Raw genomic sequence first — 26,259 nt, 5'->3', positions numbered from 1 at the left:
GTCCAGATCGATCTGGTGCTCACGGCACGCGGCACGCACGGCCTCGATGGTCGAGTGCGTGAGGTAGCAGGATGCGTGGAACTTGAACAGCGTGCGTTCGATGGCCATGATCGTCCGCCGTTCGAACGTATCCGGAAACGCCGGTGCGGCATGCGACTGCGTGCTGCCGAAGCCCTGCGGACATTCGATGCCGTTCGGATTGGCGGTAAAGCCGCGTGCGGCCAGCCGGGCGGCCATCACGCCGTTCATGGCCGCCTTGCCCGCGTGCAGTGGCTTGGCCATCGTGCCGAACATGCACTTGAGCCCGGCGGCCTGCGTCGCGGCCAATCCCAGCGCGTGCGCCGTGGTGGTCGGGTCCAGTCCACTCAGCCTGGCACACGCTGCGGCCGCACCTAGCGTGCCCGTTGTGCCGGTGGGATGCAGGCCGAGCTCATACTGTTCCGTGCCTACGATCTCACCAATCCTGCTTTCCACTTCGTGCCCCACCACCAGCGCGCGCAGCAGGTCCTTGCCACTGGCGCGGGTGGCCTGCGCCACCGCCAGCGCCGCGGGCGCCACGGGTACGGTCGGGTGGCCATGCATCGCCGAAGCAACGTCATCGAAGTCGAGGGCGTGGCCGGCGGAGCCATTGATCAGCGCGGCCTGCGCCACGTCCGCGCGGCGCGAACTGCCCAGCAGGGCGCAAGGCAGTGCTGCCTGGCTGGCGTATTCTGCTGTGAGCATTTCCACGAGCGGCTCACTGGCAGCGGCGATGGTGACCGCGACCCAGTCGAGCATGGCATGTCGTGCCCACTCGAAAGCTGGCTCGCCGATCTCCGCATCGTCGACCGTGCTGATCCAGGTGCCCATTGCCTGGGTAAAGCCCGTGCCAGTGCCGCTGCCAGCAGTGGCTTCATCGATGGTGTTATCAGTTTCCACTCGGAGGCGACCCGTGGTGACGGGCGCTGGGTTGTTGTCGATGGGCTTGAGTATTGGCAAATGGCCGCAGGCGTTGTATCACATATGTGATGGTTCCGGATTGCGCCGATCCATCACATACGTGATGAGCTACGACGATCTCACAGCGGAAACTTTCATCAGCGTTCGGTTGCGATCGCAATCCCGGTCCCGGCATCCGTGTCATCCTTGATGCCTGCGTCGTCTCTCATCACCCACTACCCCATGACCATGAACACCACCACGCCTCGCCGCTCCGTGCTCTACGTGCCCGCGAGCAATCCACGCGCCATAGAGAAAGTCCGCAGCCTGCCCTGCGATGTCATCGTGTTCGATCTGGAGGACGCCGTGGCGCCCGCCATGAAGGCCCAGGCCCGCGAGAACCTGATCGCCGCGTTCGCGACGCAGCCATTTGCAGCGCACGAAACCGTGATACGGGTGAATGCATTGGGAACGGCCGAATTCGACGCGGATCTTCGCGCGGCCGCCACGTGCCGCGCGGATGCCGTCTTGTTGCCAAAGGTGGATACCGGTGCCGATCTGGAGGCATTCGCCGCCGCGGTCGGCAAGCTTGTGGACGGCCCCGCGCCCCGGCTGTGGGCCATGATGGAGACCGCCTGCGCCATCCATCATGTCGACGACATTTTGCGTGCCGGCAAGGACAGCCGGGTCTCGCTCGCGTGCCTGGTCGTCGGCACCAACGACATCGCGAAGGAAACCGGCGTTTATCCTGGCGACAATCGCATATATCTGGTGCCCTGGCTGATGTCCATCGTGCTCGCCGCCAAGCGATATGGCATCGAGGTGCTGGATGGTGTGTGGAACGACTTCGGCGACCGCGCGGGCTTCGACAGCGAGGCGCTGCAGTCAGTGCGGATGGGTTTCGACGGCAAGACGCTGATCCACCCTTCGCAAGTCGAGCCCGCCAACCGGGCGTTCACGCCGTCAGACGCCGCGATTGCCGATGCGCGCGCGATCGTGGCCGCCTTCGCGCGTCGCGAACACGAAGCGGCGGGTGTCATCAATCTGGATGGACGCATGGTCGAGCGCCTGCACCTGGAGCAGGCGACGCGACTACTAACCAAGCTGGATGCGATTCAGACACGCAGTCAGCAGTTGCCCGGCTAACTGGTTGATTCTTCCGGGACAGCGGCGCTCAGCAGTCCTGCGCCACCGCGAGCACGGCGGCCAGCAGCTTCTTGCGCCGTGCGTGCAGCCGCGCCACCGGGCCGCCGGTGCCGATGCCGAGCCACTGTCCACGTATCGGCGTCGCCACAAGCGTGGCGATTACGCCGGCCCCCGGTGAGGCAAGACTGGCCGATTCGTAGTACCCCTGCCGACGCGCCTGCTCGATGGCACGCATGATCTCGGCGGGCCGCACGGCTGACTCGCCAGCAGGAACCTCGGCATTGAATCGGCGCAGCATCCGTCCGATCTGATCGTCTTCCATCCGGCTCATCAGCATGATGCCGATGGCGGTGCGATGCATCGGCCGGAGGGTGCCGGACGATACCGACAGGCGCAGCCCCTGGCTGGATTCGATGACGGACAAGTACTGCAGCATGTTGCCGCTCTGGCGCCCCAGCAGCACCGTCTCGCCGGTCTCGCTCGACAGCCGCCGCATCGCGTCGTGGACGGAGGCGCCGGCGCCCTGCTTTCGCGTGGTCCAGCCGCACATGAATGCCACCCGGACGGACGGGCAGTAGCTGCGCATCTGCGCGTCGAACTCCATATAGCCGCGCGCCACCATCGTTCGCAGCAGCATGGAAACACTGGACTGCGGGACGCCAAGGCGCTCGGCAATCTCGCCAACGCGCAGCGGCCGGCGCACGCGTTCGAACAACTCCAGCAGGTCGAACACACGATCTGCGGATTTGACCGTCCTGTTATCCATCTGAGCGCCCCCTGATATCAGCGAGGCATCAAGTTTAAGCCTGGATCAGGGGTGATGGAACCGGGAAAACCAGACCGCGTCGGGTGCCGGCCGCCAGTGCGGAATGGGGAGCGCGGCTAGCGGAGCGCGGTTCCTGATCCACCCTCCGCGGGTCTTGCCACGCCATCCGTCGGCATCAAGCAACATCAGTCAACGTAGGTCGGGGAAATCTTCCTCCCAGTATTCACCGGGCATCCTCGACGACTGATCCTCGCGCTCCATCTCGCGGCGGCGGAGGTCAACGCGCCGGATCTTTCCGGAGATCGTCTTGGGTAGCTCGCTGAACTGCAGCCTGCGAATCCGCTTGTACGGAGCGAGCTTCTCTCTCGAAAAGCGGAATACCGCCCTGGCCAGTTCGGGGCCAGCCTCGTAGCCCTGGCGAACCGTGACATAGGCCTTCGGCACATACAGCTTTACCGGGTCCGGGCTCGGCACAACGGCGGCCTCGCCAATGGCCTCGTGTTCGATCAGGACGCTCTCCAGCTCGAATGGACTCAGCCGGTAGTCCGATGCCTTGAAGACATCGTCCGCGCGACCCACGTAGACAAGGTACCCGTCTTCCCGGCGCATCGCGATATCGGACGTGTGATAGAAGCCATTGCGCATGGCTTCCGCAGTCGCCTTCTCGTTGTTCGAGTAGCCCGCCATCAATCCAAGCGGGCGGCTGGCCAGCGAGAGGACAATCTCGCCCTCGTTTGCGGGATGATCATCCGGATCCACCAGATCGACACGGTACCCAGGAAGCGGCCTGCCCATCGAGCCTGGCACGACGGGCTGACCCGGCGGATTGCCGATTTGGCAGGTTGTCTCGGTCTGCCCGAATCCGTCGCGAATGGTGATGCCCCACGCGCTCTGCACCCGCTCGATGATTTCCGGGTTGAGCGGTTCTCCTGCCCCGACGATCTCGCGCAGCTTTACCGCATACGAAGCCAACGGCTCCTGCACGAGCATTCGCCATACCGTTGGCGGGGCGCAGAGCGTAGTGACGTTGCGTTGCACGAGCACGTCCAGCGCATCCCTCGGAGCGAAGCGGGCGAAGTTGTAGATGAAGACGCACGCCTGGGCATTCCACGGCGCGTAGAAGCAACTCCATGCGTGCTTGGCCCATCCCGGGGAACTGATGTTCCAGTGAATGTCCCCGGGCTGGAGCCCAATCCAGTACATCGTCGACAAGTGGCCAACGGGATAGCTCTGATGCGTGTGTTCGACCAGCTTTGGTTTCGATGTCGTGCCCGACGTGAAATACAGGAGCAGCAGATCCGTCGCGCGGGTTACCCCGTCCGGGACGAAGGTTGGCGACGCCTGATACGCGTCACCAATGTGATGCCACCCTGCGACGCGCTCGCCCACCGCGATACGGGTGACACTCGCGTCAACATCTTCGAATTTTCCCAGCTCCGCACCGTCGACCACGACGAACCGCGCCTCGCCGAGTTGCACGCGATCGCGAACATCGTCGGGAGATAACTGGGTCGTGGCAGGCAGCACAACGGCACCGAGCTTCATCGCCGCCAGCATGACATCCCACAACTCGACCCGATTGGGCAGCATCAGGAGGAGCCGGTCGCCGCGCGAGACACCCAAGCCGCGTAAGTAGTTGGCCATGCGAGAAGAGCGCTCCGACATCTCCCTGAAAGACAATGGCGCGCCTGCATCATTGGGGCTGTCCACAATCCAGAGTGCGGGATTGTCGTTTCCCTGCGCCATGACGTCGAAGTAATCGAGCGCCCAGTTGAACTCGCCGAGCTGTGGCCAGGCAAATTCCCCATATGCGCGATCGTAGTCCGCGCGATGTCGCAGCAGAAAGTCCCGTGCGGCGACGAATGCTGCGGCTCCTGATGCCCCGTCTTTCATCCTTGTCTCCTGGTTGGCGCGGTAGAGCGCTCTCGAATGAACAGCGAATTACCAATACCCCGAACGGTGCGCGGCATTCGAGCCAACACCCAACCGTACCCCGCCGTCAGGCGTGGGCGACTGGCAAGAAGTCGCGCTGCAACAACGTTGAAGTATAGGTTTCGGGGGTTGGCGCCGGCAGCCGGGGAATACCAGCGTGTCAGGCGGGAATGAACGTTCCAGGGCTGGCTTTGGCTTCCCACTGCGATCGCGTCGATGCACTTGGCCCGGGATCCAGCCCAGGGATACGTTCCGTGCAGTGCTGTGCGTCCGCCAAGGGACGTCGGCGGCTCTAGAGGAGCCAGCGCAACGGCTCGACGACCACGTGGAACAACTGCGCGAGCACGGAAGTTACCTCGGTGTTCGAGACCTTTGCATAGGCAAAGATAATGACACTGGCGGATATGAGAGCGGCGAAAGCCGATTTGAGATTGTCACCCACAGCGCATCCTACGAATGTCGGGACGACGGCGCACTGCACTTTGCCGCCCCACCGTCAACGCGGATTCGATGGTGGCATGGCAAGCATGCAGAGCTGGCACTTGCCCAGAGGCCCGGCAAGTATTGCCATTACTACGCTCGCTAGAAGGGCAAGATCTGTGCGCTAGCAGCCAGAAGACTGGAGCATGTTCGGTCCGAACTTCTTCGGGCAGTCAGGAGCGGCATGGCTAGCGGAAATGCCGCAGTGGCGCGAGTATCGACGAACCCGCTGCTCGATACCTGCCCTACATATCAGACCACAAGCCACGATCGAAAAAATCTCTTGTAATGAGATCGATTCCTATTTACTATTCGATCACTGTCTGACGCGCGGCAAGTCGCCGGAACCGGACGGTACAAGTTTTCAGAGCGTCGTCTCCGGCCGAAACCGGGCTCGCGACGCCTTATACCGACTTTTGTGGGGACCGCTCCGAAACACGGAGCGTTTGGTAGTAGCCAGTTGCAGGAAGATCGGGAAAACAACCAGACCCCGTTTTCCCGATCGCGTCATCCAGCAACAAGCCAGGCCACCTTTTTATTCCGCGCGCCGTCCAGGCACGGCGCGCCGCCCGGGACGATGCAACACGCGCCGGACCGGGCGTCTTCCGCCTGACTTCTTCTTTCCCGTTCCATTCCAGGCCCTCGCCTGGTTCCATTGCACCGCCCGCCCGCGGGTGAGATCCGCATGATGACCTCCAACGTGAATGCCGATGTAGTCCCACTCAAGCGCGCTGGCCTGAGGGCCACGTCTCCGCGCATGCACGTGCTTGAGGTACTTCGCGCAAGCGAACGCCGCCACCTGAGCGCGGAAGACGTCTATCGGACCATGCTTGAACTGGGCATCGATGCCGGGCTGTCGACGGTCTATCGGGTGCTCAACCAGCTCGTGCAGGCGGACATCCTGTTACGCCACAGCTTTGAATCCGATCATTCTGTTTTCGAACTCAACGAGGGCGGTCATCACGACCATCTGATCTGTCTGGAATGCGGGCGCGTCGAGGAGTTTCGTGACGAGGCGATCGAGCAGCGCCAGAAGCAGGTGGCGGCGCGCAATGATTTCGTGCTGCGCGAGCACATGCTGGTGCTGTATGGGCTCTGCCCCGATTGCCAGCGGTCACGCATTGGGGCGGTGGAAGCAGGCGTCGACGCGGCGCGCTGACACCCCGGATGTTGCTTACAGAATAGCCAGCTTCCGTTACAAACGCGCGCGAATGGTAATACGCCACATGGGTAGAGTGGAGGCGTAGCAACTCACCCCTTCTGGTGAAGGCTGAAGACCGTGAACAACAAGCGCCCTCTCTACTTTTCGATTTTCCTCGCTGGCGCAGCCGCGCTCGCTGCCTCCGCCTCCGCAATGGCTCGCGTCGATATCGGCGTCAGTCTCGGCGTGCCTGCGCCGGTGGTAGTCGCTCCCGCACCCGTCGTTGTGGCTCCCGCGCCCGTGGTGGTGGCGCCCCCACCACCCGCCTACATAGCGCCGCCGCCTCCGGTGGTCTACCGCCCGGGCCCGCCGGTCTATGTGGCGCCGGCAGTCGTCGTCGGCTGGCACGGGGATCGTTATTGGGACGGCCGCCGCTGGTATGACCGTCGCGAGTACCACGCGTGGCACCATCACGACGACTACTACCGCCGCTGATCCAGCGTGACGATCACGACCGGGCCGGCGCCGGCGCCACAGCCGGCGCGGCCGGTCGCAACACCAGCCAGACCGCCACGCCAATCAGCGCCATCCCTGCGGCGTGGGCCCACGACAGCGATTCCCCAAGGAACATCCAGCCCCAAACGATGCCGAACGGCGGGATCAGGAAGGTCACGGTCAGCGATCTGACCGGACCCAGGTCGGCAATCAGCCGGAAGTACAGCACGTAGGCGATCGCGGTGCAGAACATCCCGACCGCGAGCATCGCCGCCCAGACGCCGGGCCCCGCAGCCGGCAGCGTGTTCTCTCGCCACAGCGCGACCGCGCTGAAAGGCAGCAGGAACAACGTTGCGCCCACCAGGCTGCCAGCAGCGACCAGGCGACTGTCCAGACCGCCACGAGCGGTGATCCACCGGCGCGTCAGGAAGCCCGCCAGTCCGTAGCACGACGTTGCCACCAGGCAAGCCAGCGCGCCGAGCAACACCTCGTGCGAGAACACCACCGGCCCCGTCCGCGTCAGCACGCCGACACCCGCCAGCCCCATCAGGACACCGGCAGCCTTGGCACGCGTCAGCTTTTCGGCAAAGAACAGCGAGCCGATCAGCACTCCCATCAGCGGTGTCATCGCGTTAAAGATCGCCGAGTACCCAGCTGGCAGCCAGAGCGCGGCGATGGCATACATCACGAAAGGAATGCCCGAGTTGATGATGCCGAGGATGATCACGGCACGCCACTTGCCCTGCATGTCCCATTTGAGCCCGAGCATCGGAAGGCAGGCGGCAAGCGTCACGGCACCGATCAGCACCCGGAAGAATGCCGTCGGCAGCGGCCCGAGCACCGGGGCACCGATACGGATGAATAAGAAGCTGGCGCCCCAGATGGCCGACAGCAGTAGAAGACGAAACAGGTCAGCGGGTCTCATTGGGTTATGAAATGCAATGATCAAACCGAAAAACATCAGACCGTTGTCGATATGCGACAGAATCGGCACATTGGTCGATGCCACGCGCAGCAACGGCGCCACGGGAAGGTATTAAAGCGCTGAAACCGGCAAGCAGCACGCTGGATTCGGACATTCCCCTGCTCCACCAGGAGACGCCTTTGCTGCGCCGCAAAATCATCGAAATCGCATCTTAAAGCGTAGAAGTACAGCGATTGTTGCGCTTCCGCCGCATATTGCTTTCGATTGCCTTTCGTAATCACCCCTCAAATGTAGGGGGCACTACCACAGGGCGTGACATCGCGTATTCGATTCCTTTAAAATCTGTACTGCGCCAGAGTTAATTGACCCCTCCGACGCATTCCCGACAAGCCGCCAGGCAATCCTGGCGGCTTCTTTTTTTGTCGTGACGAAAAGTTGTATCGTATGTCACAGCAGGGCCACATACAGCAACTGGCGTATGGTGCACGTTGTGTTCCCGCGTCAACCATCCTCCCCCTTACAGCGTTGCCAGCGACATGAAACGACAGTTCCTCGGCTTGCTCGCCCGCGTCTACGTCATGCAATTCGCCATGGAGGTGCCCGCCACCGTTGCGATGCTTGCGGAAATGCTCATGGATTACGGATTCCAGGTAGACATCGGCTCCGTACGACCTCTGCTGCGTGCGCTGCAGATGGAGGGTTATCTCGAAAGCGTCCTGCGCGACGGTATCGGGCGGGTCTACCTGCTCACCGAACTGGGGCGTGAAGAGTTGGCCACCAGCCGCACACGGATCGACGAGTTGTATCGCCGACTCCACAATCCCGTCGCCGAGACCGTCGCCATGGCACCGGCGACCGTTTCCCACACCTGATTCCTGATTCCCAAGCCACGCTTGAATGACGAAACCGGCACGCCGCGCCAGCGGCCTGCCGGTTTGTTTGTTTGGGTGGGATCAAACGTCTCAGCCACCGCGTATCCACCCGATGCGTGCGTGACGTTGCGTACCCGTTTCTGCGGACGCCCGCGGCGTGCCAGACGTCATGCCGCCATGTCAGGCCGCAAGCACGTCCGCATTGGCCAGACTGCTATCGCCACGCAGGATCTGACGCAGCGTATCCAGTCCAACCGGCTGGCTGAACAGGTAACCCTGCACGGCATCGCATCCTTCGGCGCGCAGGAAATCGAACTGCGCTTTTGTCTCCACGCCCTCGGCCACCACCTGCAGATGCAACTGGCGCCCGAGCGCGACGATGGCCGCGGCCACCGCCCGGTCGTGTCCCGGCACGGCGAGATCATCGACGAACGACTTGTCGATCTTGAGCTTGCTGATTGGCAGGCGGGTCAGATACCCGAGCCCCGAGTAGCCCGTACCGAAGTCGTCGATCGAAATCCCCACGCCCAGCTGGCGCACCTGCCGGAGCGTCTCGACGGTGGTCTCGCTGCCGTCGACGAGAATGCCCTCGGTCACCTCGATGGTCAGACTGGCGGCCGGCAGCCCGGAAGCGCGCAACGCCTGCGCAACGGCCGCCGGGAAACTTGCCTGACGCAATTGCAGCGGCGAAATATTGACCGCGACATCGATATCGCACCCCAGCTCCTGACGCACCGACTGGATATCCTGGCAAGCCTTGCCCAGCACCCACTCGCCAAGCTCGCTGACGAGACCGCACTGCTCGGCGATCGGGATGAACTCAGACGGCTGCATCACGCCGCGCTCGGGGGTCTCCCAGGCGATCAGGGCCTCGACCCCGAGCAACGCCAGCCTGGAAACGTCGACGATCGGCTGGTAGCGCAACCGGAACTCCCCCTTGGCCAGCGCGCGACGGAGCAACCCCTCGATCGTGAAGCGCGTCCGCGATGCCTCCGCCATCTCGCTGGCAAAACGCCGCAGTTGGGCGCGCCCGCCATGCTTGGCGGCATACATCGCCGCGTCGGCCGATTTCATCAGGTCCGTCAGCGAATTGCCATCCTGGGGAAAGATCGCCATGCCGAGCGAGGGCGTGACGCGAACATGTTCGCCCGCCAGCGGCAGGTCCTCGGACACGCGCGCAAGAATCTTGGCAGCCACCAGCTCGGCCTCGCCATCGAAGCGCAAGTCTCCAAGCGCCACGGCAAATTCGTCGCCGCCCATGCGCGCCACCACATCGCGGGGCCGCACCGCCCCGCGAATGCGGTCGGCGATGGTCCGCAGCAGGTCGTCCCCCACGGGATGGCCGAGCGTTTCATTGATGTGTTTGAAATGGTCGAGATCGAGCAACAGCAGCGCCACACCAGTGCCACGACGGCGCGCTTCCGCGAGCAGTACTTCGCATCGCTCATGCAGTTCCGACCGGTTTGGCAGCCCCGTCAGCGCATCGTGCTTTGCCATGTGGCTGATATAGGCATCCGCAAGCGTCGCTTGCTTGCGCGCTTCCTGGCGCTCACGCCGAAGACGGCCTGCGAGCCATCCCGCCAGCATGACCGCAGCCGTCGCGAGTAGCAGCGGAAGCCAGACGAGCGGTGACAAGAGCGGTTGCATGAACGAAAGAATGAAACAGCAGTGGAGGCGTTGTGGGCCCTTTCTCTGGCGATGGACACCCGAAGAACACCGTGTCTGGCGCACTATACCTTGTGTGCTTGCGCCCGCACAGTAGCGGTCGATTCGTTTTCGATGACAAGAGACGCATGGAACGCAGGCTGTCAAACCCGGTTTCTCCGGACTTTCATCATCAGGCGAACGTGATAACTTACGTTCGCCAGCAACCAGATCTGCGCAAAGCGCTGGCTCCAGCGAATTCACAGGCTTTCGATGCCACATCGACTCCGTGACACTCACATGCCCCGGTTACTGCCGTCGCTCAAGGTACGCATTGCGCTGATCACCACGGTGCTTGCCGGCATTCTCGGCGGAGGCATCGTCATCGGCTCGCTCTACTTCGCCCATCTCGATCTCGAAGACGCGCTGCAGAATCAGCAGGACTCCATCGTCAAGCTATCGGTGGACCAGCTCGACACGGCGATGGATGACCGTATCGAGCTGCTCTCCCACCTGGCACCGCAACTGCGCGACACGCTCGCTTCCGCGCATGAGCAGCCACACGATGCCGTACGGGCGGCGCTACAGCAGGCAATCGACCGCACGATACCAATGCCCGAGGCGTTCAATGCCGTGATGGTCGTCGACGCGGCTGGCACAGTCCTGACCATGGACGGCAAGCCCGTCGAGGTGGGTGACCGCGCCTACTTCCTCGAGGCCATTCGCACGCGCAATGTCGTGGTTGCCGCGCCGATCCGCTCCCGCGTCGGCGGCTATGTGGGCGTCCTGGTGGCGGTACCGGTGCTCTCGTTGTCCGGCGAGTTCCTGGGCGTCGCGGGGGGCTGGCTCAACCTTGCCAACTCGAACTTCCTGGTGGAAATCGCCAATAACCGGCTGGGCACCACGGGCTTCTACTGCCTGGTGTCGGCCGGCAGCGAACCCGTCTATGTCCAGCATCCGGACCCCACCATGGCGCGCAAGCCCGCCCACGCCGTTGGCGAGACCTGCGGCGTGGACGATCACAGCGCGCCGCTGGAATTTCTCACCCCGACCCGGCCCGTGATCGCCCGCCGGCTGATGGCAAGCACGGGCTGGGAACTCGTGGCCGTGATGCCGGCACAGGAAGCCTATGCGCCACTGCGCCAGATGCAGCGTCGATTCCTGATGATGTCGGCCATCGCCCTGTCGGTGGTGGCGCTGCTGATCTGGCTGGCGGTACGCCAGTTGCTGACGCCGCTTTCTCGCCTGCATCAGGTGGTGCAGGCGAGCGCGAACGACCTGGATGCATTTCAGCGCTTGCCAAAGCGTCCGCACCGCGACGAGATCGGCGATGTCACCGGCGCCTTCATCCGCCTGATGCGTGACATGCGCCAGCGCGGACTGCAACTGGCACGCAGCGAACGGCGGCTGCGCGCGGTCACCGACACGCTCCCGGCACTGCTGGCCTTCATCGACAGCGACGAACGCTACGTCTTCAACAACATCGCCTACGAGCGTGTGTTCGGTATGTCGCTGGATGAAATCCAGGGCAAGACCGTGCGCGAAGTGCTGGGCGAGGAACGATACGCACGCGCCCAGCCCTTCCTGCAACGCGCGCTGCGGGGCGAGGAGGTCAGCTTCGAGGCCGAGTATCACTTCCCGCATCATCACTGGATGGAAATGAACTATCGCCCGGAATGGGGCGAGGATGGCCGGCAGGTGGTGGGCGTACACATCCACGTGGAGGACATCACGCGGCGCAAGGTGGAGAATCTGCGGCTGTCGCACATCTCGCGAACGGACCACCTGACCCAACTCCAGAACCGCAACGCCTTCGAAAGCCAGTTGCGGGACGCGATGATGCTGAGCCGCGCCGAGCAGCAACTGATGGCCCTGCTTTATCTGGACATGGATCGCTTCAAGGCCGTCAACGACATACACGGCCATGCCACCGGCGATCTGCTGCTGCAGGCATTCGCGCTGCGTCTGCGGCGCTGTGTGCGCGAGAGCGATCATGTCGCGCGCATCGGCGGGGACGAATTCGCGGTAATTCTCGAGGACATCGGCACGCCAGCCACGGCGCAGCGAATTGCCGGCGCGATCCTGGAATCGGTCGGTCGGCACTTCTATTTCGATGGAATACTGGCCGACGTCGACGTGAGCATCGGCGTGGCTCTCTACAAGGGCACGCCGATCAGCGAGGAAACGCTGATGCGGCAGGCCGATGTACTGCTGTATCGCGCCAAGGCCCTGGGCCGGGGTCGCTACGAAATCGGCCCCGCGGAACTGCTGGCAGACGCTGGGGCCTGACCCACTTTCGGCGCTGAAAGCCGCCTGACAGTGTCAGAATCGGCTGGCCGGTGGCGCCAGAGCTGGAGCTGCTGCTCAGTGCTTCGTGGACTCGTCGGAAGCGTCCGACGCCTGGGGCGCATCCGCGTCAAACGGCACATGGCGGCCGTCCGCCGACTGGTAACCGAGCTTCGCGCTCTCGCCCATCATCCTCTCGTAGGCCAGCATGGCCTCGGCCACGGCCTTGGACTCGCCCTTGAACACGACCACGTCGTTGCCGCAGTTCGGGCATTGACCGCCGAATACCGCGTCGATGCCGTGCAATCCCGGCGCCGGGATGGCATCGAAATTGGTGAACGCCGTCTTGCAGGCCCCGCAGACCAGTTGTGCCGGCCGCAGTGCATCGACGCGCGCACGCGCCTGTTGTGCCCGTTCCTCGGGCGTTCCCCGCCGTTTTGCCTCACCCATGATGCTGTCCTTTCTGACTGCCTGTTTTCGTCTACCACGGCCTTCTGCGCGCTTCGTCGGCCAAACCCCACTCAAAGGATTCATCCAGACTCCGCCGGCGCATGGCACGGGCGTGCCATTGTAGACCAGTACGCGTGTCCGGCACGACCACGATACGCCTGCTATTGTGGATAACGGTTGCCTACCACCTACCCCCCAAGGAGGACACCGATGATTCGACCCACCGTGCAGGAGAATTTCTCCCGTTACGCCGACTGTATCGCAGCCTGCAATGCCGCCGCCGCCGCATGCCTCAAGTGCGCGGCCGCTTGCCTGGAGGAGCCCGACACGAGGAAGATGACGCGCTGCATTGCGCTCGACATGGATTGCGCAGGCATCGCCAACCTGGCCGCGTCCTACATGCTGCGCAACAGCGAGTTCGCGCCGCTGGTCTGCGAAGACTGTGCCGAAGTGTGCAAGTGGTGCAAGGAGGAATGCGAGCGCTATGACCATTGGCATTGCCAGGAATGCGCCAAGGCCTGCGCCGCCTGCATGGAGATGTGCCTGAAGATGACTGCCTGAAGCCCCCCGTCCCAACCTGACCAGGCAACCGCCGCCGGCGTGCATCTATGCACGCACCGGCGGCAGGGACTTTGTTCCCGTACACGGCGGATATCACATCAGGCGGCTATCCTTGCAGATCGTACTCAGCACTCGCTGCGATCCCTTTCCTGAAGGAGTCCGTCCATGTCCGAGAAGTCGTCCGCCACCCGTATCGAGAAAGACAGCCTTGGAGACGTCGCCGTCCCGGCGGATCATCTCTGGGGTGCCCAGACCGAGCGATCGCGTCAGAATTTCCGAATCGGCAGCGAAAAGATGCCGCCTGCGTTGATCGAGGCGTTCGCGATACTGAAACTGTGCGCGGCCCGCGCCAACCGGGAACTCGGCGTGCTCAAGCCCGATCTGGCCGATGCCATCGAACGCGCAGCCGAGGAAGTGATCGCCGGCAAATGGCCAGGCGAGTTTCCGCTCTCCGTCTGGCAGACGGGCTCCGGCACGCAGACCAACATGAACCTGAACGAGGTCATCTCCAACCGGGCCATCCAGCTCCTGGGCGGCGAGGTCGGCAGCAAGAAGCCGGTGCATCCGAACGACCACGTCAACTGCAGCCAGTCTTCCAACGACAGCTTTCCGACGGCGATGCACATCGCGGCCACACGCGCGATCCAGCAGACGCTGCTGCCTTCGCTGGAGAAACTCCAGCAGACTTTCGCGAAGAAGGTCGAGGCATTCGACGATATCGTCAAAGTCGGCCGCACTCATCTGCAGGACGCCGTGCCGCTGACCCTGGGCCAGGAATTCTCCGGCTACATGACACAGGTGGCCGATGCCCAGTCGCGCCTGCAACAGGCCATGCTGCGCGCGATGCCGGTGCCTCAGGGTGGCACGGCAGTCGGCACCGGACTCAACGCGCCGCCGGGATTCGCCGTCGCCTTTGCCCGCGCGCTGGCCACCTACACCAGCCTGCCGTTCGAGCCCGCGCCAAACCGCTACGCACTGCAAGCCGCCCACGACGCGCTGGCCGACCTGTCCGGCGCGCTGAACACCACGGCTTCGTCATTCCTGAAGATCGCCCGAGATTTCATGCTGCTGGGCTCGGGGCCCCGTGCCGGCTTTGCCGAACTGCAATTGCCCGCCAACGAGCCCGGCTCGTCGATCATGCCCGGCAAGGTCAATCCGACGCAGGCTGAGGCCTTGGCGATGGTCTGTTGCCGCGTCATCGGCAATCACACGACCGTGACGCTGGCAAACAGCCTCGGCACGCTGGAACTCAATGCGTACAAGCCAGTGATCATCTACAGCCTGATGCAGTCCGTCACACTGCTGGCCGACGCCGCATCGAGCTTCGCCGAACACATGGTTGAAGGCGTGGAACCCGATCGCGTGCGCATTCAGGAACTGCTTGAGCGCTCCCTGATGTCTGTGACCGCGCTCAACCCGCATATCGGCTACGACAAGGCTGCCGAGATCGCGAAGCTCGCGGTGAAGAAGAACCTCTCGTTGCGCGAGGCCGCCATCGCATCGGGCCACGTCACCAACGAACAGTTCGATCAGTGGATCGACTTCAAGGCAATGACGAAGGAAGTCTGAGAGGCGATCAGGAAAGCGAACGCGCTATTGATCTGGTTGAAACGACAAGGCCAGGCAAGTGAAGGGATTCACTTGCCTGGCCTTTTTAGCCACCGGCAGGCCGGGGCCCAGACGCTCAGAACTTGTGACGTACGCCGAGCGCAACGCCGAGCATCGTGCTCTGGCCGCTGGCGAGGAAGTATCCGTTCGCGAAGCTGATGGCCGACGTATCGAAGTTGAGGCCCGCGTTCTTCGAGAACGCCGTTGTCAGGTACAGATCGGTGCGTTTGGACAGCGTGTAGTCAGCGATGAAGGACACCTGCCATGGGTTGGCCAAATGCGTCTGGCCCAGCAGGTTCTTCACGTTGTCGTAGTTGTACTCCAGCGTCAGACCCAGGGCCGGGGTGACCTGGTAGTTGCCGCCAATCCAGAAGAAGTCGTCCCGCAGAATCAGCGTGGAGCCGTCTTGCGCCTTGTTCTGACCCCAGCGATAGCCGCCCATGATCTTGGCGGTGGCACCCAGCGTATAGCTGGCACCGATCGTCGCTTTCTTGAATGAGCCGGTACCGACGAAAGCGCCCGCGGCTGAGCTAAGACTCGGGTTGTACTGGTCATAGGCCACGGCCACACCGAAGGGGCCGGCTGCATATTCCGCACCGAGGCCATAGGCGGAGTCGCGACGGAACTGGCCCGGCACTTCGCCATTGCCGCCCACGCTTGGCGCACCCTGGCTCGTGCCCGGCAGCGCGACTCCCGTGCCGAACGACCAGTGCGCGATGGCCGTCACCGGGCCGAAGGTGCCGATGTATTTGGCCGTGTTGTCTTCGCGAAGGTTCGCACCTGCGAATGCCACGACGGGTTCGTACTGCACCGCATAAGCCGTGGGCGAGTAGTTCGCCATGATGTGGAACAGCGACGTGTACTGGCGCCCGAACAGGAACTGGCCATAGCGGCTGTCGACCCCAACGTATGCCTGGCGACCGAACAACCGGCCTTGCGACTGCACACCATTGTCAATGCTGAACCCGCTTTCCAGCACGTACACGGCCTTGGTGCCGCTGCCGAGGTCCTCCACGCCGCGCAAACCCCAGCGTGAACTGGACAGGCCACCCGAAGTCAGTCGCCATGTGTTCCCACCCTGCCCGGCATTGAAGCCATTAGCAGGTGTTGGCGGCTGAGAGCCAAGATGACTCACGTACTCGATGTTGGCATCCGCGACACCATAGAGTGTCACGCTCGACTGAGCGTGTGCAGTACCCATGGCGCCAAGCACCGCCGTCGCAAACAAAATCTTCTTCATCGTTATGTTTCTCCTCTCATCGGTCTGAAAGACCTTCCACTCCTGCCGGAACGGCGCGAAAACACGACCGCTCCCACAAAACTTCAAGCCGACATGGCCCAGACAGGTTGCTGGTCAGGAAAATGGGCGCAATTGCCCCCCGCCAGCGAATTACCCCGGCTTTGGCTCGCACTGCAGATTGGGAACACTGGGACGGCACTGCGTCCCACTGGCGAACAGGCGTGTGCTATTCGGAGATGTCGGTGCCGCGCGTTTCCGGCAGGAGCCAGATCGCCACAAGGCTGACGATGCTGGTGGCGGCGAGATACCAGGCCGGCGCATTAGGGTTGTGCGTCCAGGCCAGCAAGCCTGTCACCACGAACTGCGTGGTCCCTCCGAATAGCGTGGTACCGATCGCGTAGACCAGAGAGACGCCGATACTGCGAAAGCCAGCCGGCAACAACTCGGGAATCACGACGATCGATGCCGCGGCACTCATGGCGGTGAGCGCTGCGAGTACCGCTGTCACGGTCAGGAAGCTGATGGCACCGGGCATTGCGCCCAGCCACCAGAACATTGGCACGATCAACAGCATCAGCGCGACGCGCGGCGCAATCAGGACAATCTTCCGGCCGCGCCAATCGCATAGCCAGCCTCCCACCAGGCCGAACGCGAACGTCATCACGCCACCAACCAGCGCACTGGTCTGCGCAAGTGTTGCGGGCAGGTGCAACGTCTGGATCGCGTAAGTGGTCATGTAGTTGCCAATCTGAGACGCGACGGAGGCAGACAGCACCATCAGCACACCCAGAACAACATAGCGCCGGTGCGACTTCATCAGGCCACCGACCACCTCGGCGGTGCTGCGCTCGGTCCGGGCTTCGAAGGTTTCGGGCAGGCTGCGGCGAATCTTCAGGGCGACCGGCACGAGCGCGATGCTGATCACGAAGGGGATACGCCACCCCCAGGCGGCCAGGTCTTCCGCCGGAAGCAACATCGACACCGCAACGCCCAGCAGTCCACCAACCGCCACGGCAATACCCTGGCTGGCCAATTGCCAACTCGCGTAAAGTGCACGGCGATGCGGCGGTGCGGCCTCGACGAGTAGCGCGGTTGCTGGCCCCACCTCTCCGCCGAGCGCAAGGCCCTGTAGCAGACGGCAAGCCACCACGATGATGGGAGCGGCGATACCGATAGACGCATAGCTTGGCGTGGCGGCCATGCCAAGCGTGCCAAAGGTGATCAACGCCACGGTCAGGATCATTGCAGGCTTGCGACCGGCCCTGTCAGCCAGCGCGCCGATCAGTACGGCGCCGAGTGGGCGAGTGAAGAATCCCACTCCGAAGGTGGCGGCCGCGAGCAGCAGGCTGCCGAACTCGCCACCGACCGGAAAAAATGCGCGACCGATGTAGACGGCAAAGTAAGCGTAGATGACGAAGTCGTAGAACTCGAGGGCGTTGCCTGCAACGGCGGCGGCAACCGCGGCCCGACCAATAACTGGCCGAACGTCGGGCTCGCCGACATCCCTCGCCGTGTGAACCGCAAGCGTCTGGGCAGACGCCGGACTGGTGGCGCGCATTTTGTCTCCTTGGAATCGTTATGAATGGGCTGAGGGCCTGCTCAGACGATCAGTCTTCCCGCAGTCCATTCAGGGTCTGCAGGAACACGTCGCGGCCCTGTTGCCAGACAGCCTGTTGCCAGTCGTCCGCCTGGGGATAGAACGCATCCTTGAGGGTCTGGCGGATGGCCGCCGCCTGCAGCGGGTCAGACGAACCGTGGCGGTGCAGCCAGTGTTCGGCACGGCTGGCGCCAATGACTTGTGGCATCGGATACGTGCCGAACTCCAGGCAGAGGTTGGTCTGCTCGGCCTGCGCGCACTCGTCGAAGAGTGCGAACTGGATCGGCCCGGTCATGGGGATGCTGTTCGAAGTCCCGGCATGAACGGACGTCACATCCCCCCACCAACGACGCGCTCGCTCCAGCGAACGCCCTTCGTCGAGGCAAGCGAAGATGCGCTCCCCCACGCCATAAGGTCCAAGCCCGGTGTGAACGTCAATGGAGCCCAGATGCTGGCAGTTGCGCGCATGGCGTTGGAGGATCCGACGAAATGTGGTGTTGCTCCAGGCTGGCTCGCGCCCGCCGAAATGCATGCCATCCTCGAAGCGGTATTGACCCAGCGAGACGGCACGCTGAAACCCCTTCACGCCCCACTCCTTGCGCAACATGAACAGCGCCAGCTCGTTGTCATCGCCGGGCGGCCACTCCCTGGGGAGCAAGAGCTCGTGGATCTCCGCATAGGGCTTGTTGTCCGGCAGCGGAGCCGAGAAGTCGACGAAGTTGCGGTTCAGGTCGACGTTCTCCTGCGTCTCCCGGCGCGAGTACGAAAACCCGTGGGGATTGACCGCATGGATATACAGCACCGCCGTGTCCGGCGCAGCTACCGGGCCAAGGCCAAGCAACCCGGTCTGAATGGCGGAGCCACAATAACCTTCCACGCCGTGCACGCCGCTGATGATGATGACCAGCTTCGAAGCATGCAGCGGCCCGTCGCGCACGACGTCCGTGGCCAGCGTCTCGCCATGTGCGCCATCGAGCGGCAGTTCATGGGACTCGACGTCGAGCCCGCGCGATGCGGCGGCCTGCAGGAACTTCTGCCGGGCCTCCGCGTAGGTTCGACTGAACAGGTTACGAACTTCTGGTTGCACCTTGACTCCTCGATGATGCAGCGCTGATTCCATATGTCGATGACCTCAGGCAGGGAATGTCGGTCTGGATGCGCGCGTCCGAGTGGCGCGACGTTCGCCACATGCGCGTCCAAACTCGGAAAAGATCGCTTTGGCCAGGCCGCAATCGTCGATACGCATCTCCGGATGCCACTGGACGGCAAGCGTGAATTGCGCTGCGTTGGCAAGCGAGAACGCCTCCACGAGTCCATCGGGCGCCGTCGCTTCGATACGCAGTCCGGCACCGAGCCGCTCGACGCCCTGGTGATGCAGCGAATTGACCGCGGCCGAACGCCCGGCGATCCCTGCCAGCCAGCCGCCAGGCACGATGTGAATATCGTGGCTATCGTCGTACCACTGCTGGATCGGTCGGTCGTGGTCGCCCTCCCGATGATCCAGTCGGCCAGGCTGAGCGTGCACCGTGCGCTCGAGCGTGCCGCCATGCAAGACGTTCAACTCCTGAAAGCCACGGCAAATCCCCAGTATTGGGACCCCGGCATCGATCAGGGCTGGCAGCAGACCAAACACCGCGGCGTCACGGTGGGGGTCCTGGCATGTCGTTGCCGGCAGGGGCGTGGCTCCATACCTTTCCGCCGCGATGTTGGACGGACTGCCGGTCAGGACGATGCCGTCCAGCGTGTCGATCAACGTGTCGGCATCGATGGCGTCGGCGCACGCCGGGAGCAGCAGCGGCTGCGCACCGGCAATCTCGCTAACAGCCCGCACATAGCCACCGAGAACCGAGTAAGCCGGATGCCTGTGGAGGTCGATGCGATCCGTGATGATCGCCACGACCGGAAGAAGTGACTTTTGAATTGAGGCGGATGACATGGAACGATGCGGCAGTCGGAATGGATCTGGCCGCAGTTTGGAGACATCCACTACTTGTGTAAATTGCAACTAAATTCTGGTTAGAATGCAATTTATGCAAGTGGACTGTCATCGTCATGAATACGCGTCAACTACGCCACTTTCTGGCCCTTCTCGATACTGGCTCATTGGCCGCGGCGGCCGAATCGGTTCATCTGAGCCAGCCAGCGCTATCTCGCAGCATCCGCGCGCTTGAAGACATGCTTGGCGTGCCGCTGTTCGACAGGAATGACCGGCGGCTGCGCCCGACCACCTATGCCATCGCCTATGCGCCCCGCGCGCGCAGCATGCTTTCCGACGAAAAAGAAGGCCTGCGGACACTCGGCCTGATGCAGTCCGGTGATCTCGGCACGTTCTCGGTAGGCATGGGCTCTTCGCTTGCCACGCCAATCCTGCGCCCAATGCTGGCCGAACTGCTGCGCACATCGCCTGGACTGCGGCTGCGCAGCCTGATCGACACGTCCGAGCGACTCCTCGATGCCCTGCATGCCGAACGCATCGACTTCTTCGTCGGCGACACCCGCGTGGCAAAGCTGCACGATGGGCTGGCGATCGAATCCATCTTTCCTTGCACATTTGGCTGGTATGCGCGGCGCGATCACCCGTTCGCAAACAACGAAAATGTCAGCGCCGCGCAGATCCGCGAGTACCCTCTGATCGCGCCCGGCTACTTCGAACCATCGCTGGGACAGCGGCTTGCGCAACTCTACGAACTGCCCGCGCCCGTGCAGGACCAGTTCGCGCTGATCTCGGACGACATCGGCACCGTACTGGAGATCGTGGCATCCACCGATGCAGTTGTCCCGCTGACGGACCTTGCCGCGATCTCCGCGCTCAAATCACAGCTCATTGTCGAACTTGCCGTACGGCCCGCACTGGAACTGGACTTGACGCTCGGTATCGTCCGGCATGGCAACCGCACCATGGCGCCCGCGACCATGATGGCCTTCGAGATCATCCGCCAGCGCTTCGCCATGGCGGCAAGCGAGATTGCCACCATCAAAGGACTTGCGGCGGATCGGTGATCGCACTCGATCCGCGTATGGGCAGTTCGATCAGTGGGCCGCCTCCAGGACGACTTCCGCGACGATGCCCAGAACGGTCTGATTCATGACCCATGGCAAAGGGCCATGGCTGCGGGCGTTGCGGCAACGTGATAGTTTCCGCAGGTTGTTTCAATGCCTGCCTGGATGTGCCCCATGCATAAGCTTGTCTGTGTCACCACCCTCCTGCTGACGGCGATGTCGGCGGGGATGCTGACCGGCTGCAGTTCACTGATGAATGAGGGCACGACGGCTGTCGCTGGCATGGGCGGCGCCGCCATTGCCGGCGCGGTCACGGACAACGCGGCCATTGCCACGGGCATTGGCCTCGGTGTGCAGGCTGGCGCCAAGGCCGCCCTGCAGGCCAGTCAGCGCAAGGTACACGCCGAAACGCAGCATCAGATCGCGCAGGTGGCCGGCAACCTCGATGTCGGCGCGGTGGCGACCTGGGAAGTGGCTCACACCGTGCCGCTCGAGCCCGATGAGAAGGGATGGGTGACCGTGACCCGATTGCTGGGCAATACCTACCTTGCCTGCAAGGAGATCATTTTCTCCGTCGACGATGCGAACAAGGGCAACGGCTTCTATATCGCCGCGGTTTGCCGCGACGGGTCGGTATGGAAGTGGGCTTCCGCCGAGCCCGCTACCGAGCGGTGGGGTTCGCTTCAGTGAGGCCGCTCTGCGCGAGGTTGGTCTTGTCGGCGGCGATCGCGAGTCTCTGCGCGTGCAGTTCCGTCGGCGAAATTTCGGGGGCCGTGGCCGGAATTACCACCGGTGCCGTCACGGCAAATCCTGTTGTGGGATACGGTGTTGCGGTCGGCGTCAGCGCGGCGGCCGATGCGGCTGGCAAGTACGTCTACCGGTACTGGCAACGCGAGGAGCAGGACAGCATCGCAGCGGTCATCGGTGATACGCCCATCGGCTTCGAGCAGCCGTGGGAGGTCCGGCATGCCGTCGCCTATGGCAATCAACGCGGCGTGCTACAGGTAATCCGCGTCATCGACAGTCCGCTCGCTCTCTGCAAGGAAGCCTTGTTCTCCACTGTCGAGTCGGGGACGAACGGGCAGCCCTCCAAGACTTCCCAATGGTTCTTCGTCACGGCCTGCCAGCAGCATGGCCAGTGGAAATGGGCCAATGCCGAGCCAGCGGTTGCACGCTGGGGCAACCTGCAATAGCCACCTGCCACTCCCCCTTGACGCTCGTGGCTTACGGTGCGTGCGGCGTGGGCCTGGGGCGAGGCGGCTGCGGCGGGTGAGGTGGATTCGGCGGATAGGGAATCGGCCCGCCGCCGGGCCCCACCTGGATATACGGGGCGACGATGTACGGGTACTGCCCCGATCCGTCGGTTGACCCCATCGACTGGGTGCCGGTCACGCCCCGCTGCGAAAGCGGCGCGGTGCTCAGCTCGGTGCCGCCGCTGCTGCCATCACGGATACCGCGTTGCGTATCGAGCGACTTCGTCTGCGATGCGGCGAATGCCATGTCAGACGCTGCGCCAAGCAGCACAACGATCGCGACGCCTCTCAACCAATGAATCGACCCTGTGAACATGAGCGTTCCGTCTTGATATGGGAATGCCGGTGACCACCAGGGGCGAACTGCACCGCTGCAACCGGCTCGAGCATGGCTGCCTGACAGCCATATCAACACAGCGTAGCAGCGCCCTGGTCACTTCAAAGCGGCATTTACCGCCGGAATCCGGCATTTATTCCCAGGAATATTTTCGTCTTCTTTCGGGAATAAGGCGCCGGGCCGGGCAGTTCTACAGGTGCATGGCACCGCGGCGCGTAGAGCCGGAACGACAGGATCGAACGATTCTCGGGCGCGTGGTCGGCATGCAAGCCCATGCGCGACCGTTGGTGGCCATGCGATCCATTGCGACCCGCTGCGGCCCGTTGCGGCCCGTTGTGGCCACAGGCGCTGGGCACCCTTTCTACTGCCTCAGGAGATGATCATGAAAGCCCGTATCGCGGCGGCAGCCGTTGCCGCCATTGCCTCGCTTGCATCTTTCGCCACGGTGACGTCCGCCGCCGGACTCACCCCTACTACGACGGCGATGCCGGAAGGTCACGCACATGCCATCGGACCACGTGATCCGTACACCGATGGCGGCAAGGCAAGCAGGTTCGATGTCTATGCAGACACCGCGAATGTCACGGACCGGCGCGACCCGTACACCGACGGTGCGCACAGCTAAGCCACGACAGCAATCAGGTGGGCCCTGGCCCACCTGCGCTACCCGCAGCGTTATGCGGGCACGGAGATCGCCGCCGCGGGCGAGGAGGAAGTGGCCAGCACGCGAGCGGACCGCACGCGCTTCTTGTCGAGCACGGCAACAACGATCAGCCCAAGAGACGGGCTCAGGATCAGCGAGAAGAGAATCCAGGCAGGGCTGGAGCGTCCCAATGCAGTGGCAAACATGCCGACACCGAGGGAAGCGAGAAACCAGACAGAAATCGCGAGCATGGTGGCAGATCCCATGAGTCAAAGTGATCGCCGCGCGAACGTGGCGAGCCCTCAGTATGGGAACATCCGCAACCAGTAGCACTTGGGGAAAGGCATTAAGGGAAAGGCATTAAGGGAAAGCGCTAGCCGCAAGTGTCCGACACGTGACTCGCGGCACCAGATTGCGCACACTGCGCCGCAATTTCGACGCCGTCAGCCTCTCGCCCTTACAACTCCGACAAGCCGAAGCGTCGCAATCCCTCGAGATCGGTCACCCTGATGGTCTGGTAGGCGAGGCTGACCATGCCGCCAGCCTCCAGCCGGCGCAACGCCTGATTCACACGCTGGCGCGACAGACCGGTCAGCAGGCCAATCTCTTCCTGTGAGAGTTCCAGCACTTCCGTGGTTTTCGGGTACAGCGCCGGATGGAACAATTGCGCGACGGCCTGTGCGACGCGCGCATCGGCGCCAAGCAGCCGATCGTTCTGCACCGTGGCAATGAACTGGCCCATGCGCTCGTTGAGCTGCCGCACCACGAAACCCGCGAACGGCAGGCTGTCCGACAGCAGCATGTTGAAAACCGCCTCCGGCACCAGCAGCACGCGCGAGTCGCGGATCGCGATCACGTCGTAGCGGCGATCCTCGCGCTTGATCACGCTGCCTTCGCCGCACCAGCCTCCGGCGGGCACGCCGGAAAACGTGCAACCGCGCCCGTCCGGCGTATAGACCGCGAGCTTGATCAGCCCCGTATCCACCCCGATCCAGTAGCGCGAGAACTCGCCGCGCCGGGCGATATAGCCGCCTGCGGGGTATTCGCGGACAACGGTTTCGGACGCCGCCAGCGCCTGATGCGCCGGGGACAGCGCACAAAACCAGTCATGCTGGGCCAGCAGGGCGTTAACCTGATCAAGGGACGAAGACATTTGATAAGAATCAATTTTCTGGGCATTCACAATGCTGCAACGCATCGAAAACGCCAGATCTGTCATCCGGACGACAGAGTCCGCCGGAGGCGAGATGATAGCTTGCGCCGGATTTCATTCGACGAATCCCCAAGGATCACCATAGGAGACACGCCATGCCGACCGACTACGACACCGGACTGGCCCGCAACCCCGCCAACTACGTTCCGATCACCCCGCTCGACTTCATCGCCCGCGCGGCCGAGGTCTACGGCGATCGCCTGGCCATCGTGCATGGCACGGTGCGCCAGAACTGGCGCGACACCTACGCGCGCTGCCGGCGCCTGGCCAGCGCGCTGACCCGCGCGGGCGTGGGCAAGGGCGATACCGTGGCGGCGCTGCTGCCCAACACCCCGGCGATGGTCGAGGCGCACTTCGGCGTGCCGATGGCCGGTGCGGTGCTGAATGCACTCAACATCCGCCTGGACGCCGCCAACCTGGTCTTCATGCTGCGCCACGGCGAAGCCAAGGTGCTGCTGGCGGACACCGAGTTCGCCGATGCCGCCCGTCAGATGGCGCGCGAGGTGCGTGGACTCAAGGTGATCGCGGTGGAAGACGTGCTCGGGCCCGACGCCGAGCGGTTCGGTGACACCGATTACGAGTCCTTCCTGGCCAGCGGCGATCCGGAATTCGACTGGAAGATGCCCGGCGACGAGTGGGACGCCATTGCCCTGAACTACACGTCGGGCACTACCGGCGACCCGAAGGGCGTGGTCTATCACCATCGCGGCGCGGCCATGAACGCCATCTCCAACATCCTGGAGTGGGACATGGCCAAGCATCCGGTCTACCTGTGGACGCTGCCGATGTTCCACTGCAACGGCTGGTGCTTCCCGTGGACAGTCGCGGCCCGCGCCGGCGTGAACGTCTGCCTGCGCAAGTTCGAGCCGAAGCTCGTCTTCGACCTGATGCGCGACGAAGGTGTGACGCACTACTGCGCCGCGCCGATCGTCCACACCGCGCTGGTCAACGCGCCGCCGTCGTGGCGCGAAGGGCTGCGCGGGCCGGTGCGCGGCATGGTGGCGGGCGCCCCGCCCCCGGCGGCGGTGCTGGCGCAGATGGAAGCGATGGGTTTCGACCTGTCGCATGTCTACGGCCTGACCGAGGTCTACGGCCCGGCCGCGGTCTGCGCGGAGCAGGACGCCTGGCACACGGTGTCGCAGGAAGAACGCGCGGTGCTGAAGGCGCGCCAGGGCGTGCGCTATCACCTGCAGTCCGGCGTCACCGTGCTGGACCCGGATACGATGCAGCCCGTACCGCGGGACGGCGAGACCATCGGCGAAATCATGTTCCGCGGCAACATCTGCATGAAGGGTTACCTCAAGAACGACAAGGCCACGCGCGAGGCGTTCGCGGGCGGCTGGTTCCATACGGGCGACCTCGGTGTGTGCATGCCTGACGGCTACATCAAGATCAAGGACCGCAGCAAGGACATCATCATCTCCGGCGGGGAGAACATCTCCAGCGTCGAGGTGGAAGACGCGCTCTACCGCCACCCCGCGGTGCTGGCCGCCGCCGTAGTGGCGCAGCCGGACGCCAAGTGGGGCGAGACGCCGTGCGCGTTCGTCGAGCTGAAGGATGGCGCAAGCGTCACCGCCGAAGAACTGATCGCACATTGCCGCACGCTGCTGGCCGGCTTCAAGGTGCCGAAGGCGGTCTACTTCGGGCCGCTGCCCAAGACCTCTACCGGCAAGATCCAGAAATTCGAGCTGCGCAAGAAGATGCAGTCAAACGCTGCCATCGACGTCTGATCGACCGATCGACCAATCGCTT

25 protein-coding genes are annotated in these 26,259 nt (G+C 63.4%); 12 read left to right on the top strand and 13 right to left on the bottom strand.

Features of this window, described 5'->3' with window-relative positions; translation table 11 throughout:
- A partial coding sequence (locus WD006_RS23570) for an MmgE/PrpD family protein (RefSeq protein ID WP_231108942.1) occupies positions 1-918 on the bottom strand: 918 nt, incomplete at its 3' end.
- Between the two features lie 243 nt (positions 919-1,161).
- Here WD006_RS23570 and WD006_RS23565 point away from each other — a divergent pair.
- A complete protein-coding gene (locus tag WD006_RS23565) occupies positions 1,162-2,064 on the top strand; it encodes an HpcH/HpaI aldolase/citrate lyase family protein (protein ID WP_104669937.1) in 903 nt (300 codons plus the stop codon).
- 28 nt (positions 2,065-2,092) lie between these two features.
- Here WD006_RS23565 and WD006_RS23560 read toward each other — a convergent pair whose 3' ends face one another.
- Both WD006_RS23560 and WD006_RS23555 read right to left on the bottom strand, forming a co-directional pair.
- The gene (locus WD006_RS23560; RefSeq protein WP_029308736.1) at positions 2,093-2,830 is read right to left on the bottom strand and encodes an IclR family transcriptional regulator; all 738 of its coding nucleotides are present in this window, start codon (positions 2,828-2,830) and stop codon (positions 2,093-2,095) included.
- A 189-nt stretch (positions 2,831-3,019) separates the two neighbouring features.
- Positions 3,020-4,723: an AMP-binding protein gene (locus WD006_RS23555; protein ID WP_029308735.1), complete on the bottom strand. Its 1,704-nt coding sequence runs from the start codon at positions 4,721-4,723 to the stop codon at positions 3,020-3,022.
- Between the two features lie 1,204 nt (positions 4,724-5,927).
- Here WD006_RS23555 and fur point away from each other — a divergent pair.
- Positions 5,928-6,401: a ferric iron uptake transcriptional regulator gene (gene fur / locus WD006_RS23550; RefSeq protein ID WP_051723264.1), complete on the top strand. Its 474-nt coding sequence runs from the start codon at positions 5,928-5,930 to the stop codon at positions 6,399-6,401.
- 120 nt (positions 6,402-6,521) lie between these two features.
- Positions 6,522-6,878, top strand: a complete 357-nt coding sequence (locus WD006_RS23545; protein WP_008643981.1) for a hypothetical protein — start codon at positions 6,522-6,524, stop codon at positions 6,876-6,878.
- 13 nt (positions 6,879-6,891) lie between these two features.
- Here the strand turns inward: WD006_RS23545 and WD006_RS23540 are convergent, their stop codons facing one another.
- Positions 6,892-7,803, bottom strand: a complete 912-nt coding sequence (locus tag WD006_RS23540) for a DMT family transporter (protein ID WP_029308733.1) — start codon at positions 7,801-7,803, stop codon at positions 6,892-6,894.
- Between the two features lie 536 nt (positions 7,804-8,339).
- Between WD006_RS23540 and WD006_RS23535 the strand changes: the two genes are divergently transcribed.
- Entirely contained in the window at positions 8,340-8,675 is a 336-nt protein-coding gene (locus WD006_RS23535) for a PadR family transcriptional regulator (RefSeq protein WP_008643977.1), read from the top strand.
- Between the two features lie 180 nt (positions 8,676-8,855).
- On the opposite strand, the gene WD006_RS23530 is transcribed toward WD006_RS23535, so the two are convergent.
- The gene (locus WD006_RS23530) at positions 8,856-10,601 is read right to left on the bottom strand and encodes a putative bifunctional diguanylate cyclase/phosphodiesterase (RefSeq protein ID WP_029308732.1); all 1,746 of its coding nucleotides are present in this window, start codon (positions 10,599-10,601) and stop codon (positions 8,856-8,858) included.
- An 18-nt stretch (positions 10,602-10,619) separates the two neighbouring features.
- Between WD006_RS23530 and WD006_RS23525 the strand changes: the two genes are divergently transcribed.
- A complete protein-coding gene (locus WD006_RS23525; RefSeq protein ID WP_029308731.1) occupies positions 10,620-12,608 on the top strand; it encodes a sensor domain-containing diguanylate cyclase in 1,989 nt (662 codons plus the stop codon).
- A gap of 75 nt (positions 12,609-12,683) precedes the next feature.
- On the opposite strand, the gene WD006_RS23520 is transcribed toward WD006_RS23525, so the two are convergent.
- Positions 12,684-13,055: a hypothetical protein gene (locus tag WD006_RS23520; RefSeq protein ID WP_017510601.1), complete on the bottom strand. Its 372-nt coding sequence runs from the start codon at positions 13,053-13,055 to the stop codon at positions 12,684-12,686.
- Positions 13,056-13,265: 210 nt separating this feature from the next.
- On the opposite strand from WD006_RS23520, the gene WD006_RS23515 reads away from it, so the two are divergent.
- Together WD006_RS23515 and fumC are read left to right on the top strand one after the other, a co-directional pair.
- Positions 13,266-13,616 carry a four-helix bundle copper-binding protein gene (locus tag WD006_RS23515; RefSeq protein WP_011520154.1) on the top strand — a complete coding sequence of 117 codons (351 nt, stop codon included), beginning with the start codon at positions 13,266-13,268 and terminating at the stop codon, positions 13,614-13,616.
- Positions 13,617-13,781: 165 nt separating this feature from the next.
- Positions 13,782-15,185, top strand: coding sequence for a class II fumarate hydratase (gene fumC / locus WD006_RS23510; protein WP_029308730.1), 1,404 nt, complete (start codon positions 13,782-13,784; stop codon positions 15,183-15,185).
- 115 nt (positions 15,186-15,300) lie between these two features.
- Here fumC and WD006_RS23505 read toward each other — a convergent pair whose 3' ends face one another.
- The 4 genes from WD006_RS23505 to WD006_RS23490 form a co-directional block, all read right to left on the bottom strand.
- Positions 15,301-16,464 carry a porin gene (locus WD006_RS23505; RefSeq protein ID WP_011520155.1) on the bottom strand — a complete coding sequence of 388 codons (1,164 nt, stop codon included), beginning with the start codon at positions 16,462-16,464 and terminating at the stop codon, positions 15,301-15,303.
- 226 nt (positions 16,465-16,690) lie between these two features.
- Positions 16,691-18,022 carry an MFS transporter gene (locus tag WD006_RS23500; protein ID WP_011520156.1) on the bottom strand — a complete coding sequence of 444 codons (1,332 nt, stop codon included), beginning with the start codon at positions 18,020-18,022 and terminating at the stop codon, positions 16,691-16,693.
- Positions 18,023-18,071: 49 nt separating this feature from the next.
- Complete coding sequence (locus WD006_RS23495) at positions 18,072-19,181, bottom strand: M14 family metallopeptidase (protein WP_011520157.1); 1,110 nt, start codon at positions 19,179-19,181, stop codon at positions 18,072-18,074.
- A 12-nt stretch (positions 19,182-19,193) separates the two neighbouring features.
- A complete protein-coding gene (locus WD006_RS23490) occupies positions 19,194-19,997 on the bottom strand; it encodes a gamma-glutamyl-gamma-aminobutyrate hydrolase family protein (protein ID WP_029308729.1) in 804 nt (267 codons plus the stop codon).
- A 116-nt stretch (positions 19,998-20,113) separates the two neighbouring features.
- Here WD006_RS23490 and WD006_RS23485 point away from each other — a divergent pair, with 116 nt between their 5' ends.
- The 3 genes from WD006_RS23485 to WD006_RS23475 all read left to right on the top strand — a co-directional run bounded on the left by WD006_RS23485 (position 20,114) and on the right by WD006_RS23475 (position 22,254).
- Entirely contained in the window at positions 20,114-21,061 is a 948-nt protein-coding gene (locus WD006_RS23485) for a LysR family transcriptional regulator (protein WP_029308728.1), read from the top strand.
- A gap of 174 nt (positions 21,062-21,235) precedes the next feature.
- The gene (locus WD006_RS23480) at positions 21,236-21,751 is read left to right on the top strand and encodes a hypothetical protein (protein ID WP_029308727.1); all 516 of its coding nucleotides are present in this window, start codon (positions 21,236-21,238) and stop codon (positions 21,749-21,751) included.
- Positions 21,752-21,774: 23 nt separating this feature from the next.
- Complete coding sequence (locus tag WD006_RS23475; RefSeq protein WP_231138540.1) at positions 21,775-22,254, top strand: hypothetical protein; 480 nt, start codon at positions 21,775-21,777, stop codon at positions 22,252-22,254.
- A 31-nt stretch (positions 22,255-22,285) separates the two neighbouring features.
- Here the strand turns inward: WD006_RS23475 and WD006_RS23470 are convergent, their stop codons facing one another.
- Positions 22,286-22,561 carry a hypothetical protein gene (locus WD006_RS23470; RefSeq protein WP_224444705.1) on the bottom strand — a complete coding sequence of 92 codons (276 nt, stop codon included), beginning with the start codon at positions 22,559-22,561 and terminating at the stop codon, positions 22,286-22,288.
- Positions 22,562-23,033: 472 nt separating this feature from the next.
- Here WD006_RS23470 and WD006_RS23465 point away from each other — a divergent pair, with 472 nt between their 5' ends.
- Positions 23,034-23,276: a hypothetical protein gene (locus WD006_RS23465; protein ID WP_008643961.1), complete on the top strand. Its 243-nt coding sequence runs from the start codon at positions 23,034-23,036 to the stop codon at positions 23,274-23,276.
- 50 nt (positions 23,277-23,326) lie between these two features.
- On the opposite strand, the gene WD006_RS23460 is transcribed toward WD006_RS23465, so the two are convergent.
- Complete coding sequence (locus tag WD006_RS23460; protein WP_011520164.1) at positions 23,327-23,545, bottom strand: hypothetical protein; 219 nt, start codon at positions 23,543-23,545, stop codon at positions 23,327-23,329.
- Between the two features lie 206 nt (positions 23,546-23,751).
- The gene (locus WD006_RS23455; RefSeq protein ID WP_029308725.1) at positions 23,752-24,447 is read right to left on the bottom strand and encodes a Crp/Fnr family transcriptional regulator; all 696 of its coding nucleotides are present in this window, start codon (positions 24,445-24,447) and stop codon (positions 23,752-23,754) included.
- Positions 24,448-24,602: 155 nt separating this feature from the next.
- Here WD006_RS23455 and WD006_RS23450 point away from each other — a divergent pair, with 155 nt between their 5' ends.
- Positions 24,603-26,237 carry an acyl-CoA synthetase gene (locus tag WD006_RS23450; RefSeq protein ID WP_011520167.1) on the top strand — a complete coding sequence of 545 codons (1,635 nt, stop codon included), beginning with the start codon at positions 24,603-24,605 and terminating at the stop codon, positions 26,235-26,237.
- The last annotated feature ends 22 nt before the right edge of the window (positions 26,238-26,259 follow it).

It is taken from the genome of Cupriavidus sp. Met-2, from assembly GCF_049843575.1.
Lineage (GTDB): Bacteria > Pseudomonadota > Gammaproteobacteria > Burkholderiales > Burkholderiaceae > Cupriavidus > Cupriavidus metallidurans.
Note: the sequence above shows the minus strand (reverse complement) of the source record. Positions and strands in the feature narration are given on the sequence as shown.

Coding starts and splice junctions, on each gene's coding strand:
- WD006_RS23500 (WP_011520156.1), bottom strand. CDS start 18,022: ATGCGCGCCACCAGTCCGGCGTCTGCCCAGACGCTTGCGGTTCACACG.
- WD006_RS23520 (WP_017510601.1), bottom strand. CDS start 13,055: ATGGGTGAGGCAAAACGGCGGGGAACGCCCGAGGAACGGGCACAACAG.
- WD006_RS23565 (WP_104669937.1), top strand. CDS start 1,162: ATGACCATGAACACCACCACGCCTCGCCGCTCCGTGCTCTACGTGCCC.
- WD006_RS23560 (WP_029308736.1), bottom strand. CDS start 2,830: ATGGATAACAGGACGGTCAAATCCGCAGATCGTGTGTTCGACCTGCTG.
- WD006_RS23535 (WP_008643977.1), top strand. CDS start 8,340: ATGAAACGACAGTTCCTCGGCTTGCTCGCCCGCGTCTACGTCATGCAA.
- fumC (WP_029308730.1), top strand. CDS start 13,782: ATGTCCGAGAAGTCGTCCGCCACCCGTATCGAGAAAGACAGCCTTGGA.
- WD006_RS23540 (WP_029308733.1), bottom strand. CDS start 7,803: ATGAGACCCGCTGACCTGTTTCGTCTTCTACTGCTGTCGGCCATCTGG.
- WD006_RS23465 (WP_008643961.1), top strand. CDS start 23,034: ATGAAAGCCCGTATCGCGGCGGCAGCCGTTGCCGCCATTGCCTCGCTT.
- WD006_RS23505 (WP_011520155.1), bottom strand. CDS start 16,464: ATGAAGAAGATTTTGTTTGCGACGGCGGTGCTTGGCGCCATGGGTACT.
- WD006_RS23530 (WP_029308732.1), bottom strand. CDS start 10,601: ATGTGGCATCGAAAGCCTGTGAATTCGCTGGAGCCAGCGCTTTGCGCA.
- WD006_RS23470 (WP_224444705.1), bottom strand. CDS start 22,561: ATGGCATTCGCCGCATCGCAGACGAAGTCGCTCGATACGCAACGCGGT.
- WD006_RS23455 (WP_029308725.1), bottom strand. CDS start 24,447: ATGTCTTCGTCCCTTGATCAGGTTAACGCCCTGCTGGCCCAGCATGAC.
- WD006_RS23495 (WP_011520157.1), bottom strand. CDS start 19,181: ATGGAATCAGCGCTGCATCATCGAGGAGTCAAGGTGCAACCAGAAGTT.
- WD006_RS23485 (WP_029308728.1), top strand. CDS start 20,114: ATGAATACGCGTCAACTACGCCACTTTCTGGCCCTTCTCGATACTGGC.
- WD006_RS23480 (WP_029308727.1), top strand. CDS start 21,236: ATGCATAAGCTTGTCTGTGTCACCACCCTCCTGCTGACGGCGATGTCG.
- WD006_RS23450 (WP_011520167.1), top strand. CDS start 24,603: ATGCCGACCGACTACGACACCGGACTGGCCCGCAACCCCGCCAACTAC.
- WD006_RS23460 (WP_011520164.1), bottom strand. CDS start 23,545: ATGCTCGCGATTTCTGTCTGGTTTCTCGCTTCCCTCGGTGTCGGCATG.
- WD006_RS23525 (WP_029308731.1), top strand. CDS start 10,620: ATGCCCCGGTTACTGCCGTCGCTCAAGGTACGCATTGCGCTGATCACC.
- WD006_RS23555 (WP_029308735.1), bottom strand. CDS start 4,723: ATGAAAGACGGGGCATCAGGAGCCGCAGCATTCGTCGCCGCACGGGAC.
- WD006_RS23490 (WP_029308729.1), bottom strand. CDS start 19,997: ATGTCATCCGCCTCAATTCAAAAGTCACTTCTTCCGGTCGTGGCGATC.
- fur (WP_051723264.1), top strand. CDS start 5,928: ATGATGACCTCCAACGTGAATGCCGATGTAGTCCCACTCAAGCGCGCT.
- WD006_RS23515 (WP_011520154.1), top strand. CDS start 13,266: ATGATTCGACCCACCGTGCAGGAGAATTTCTCCCGTTACGCCGACTGT.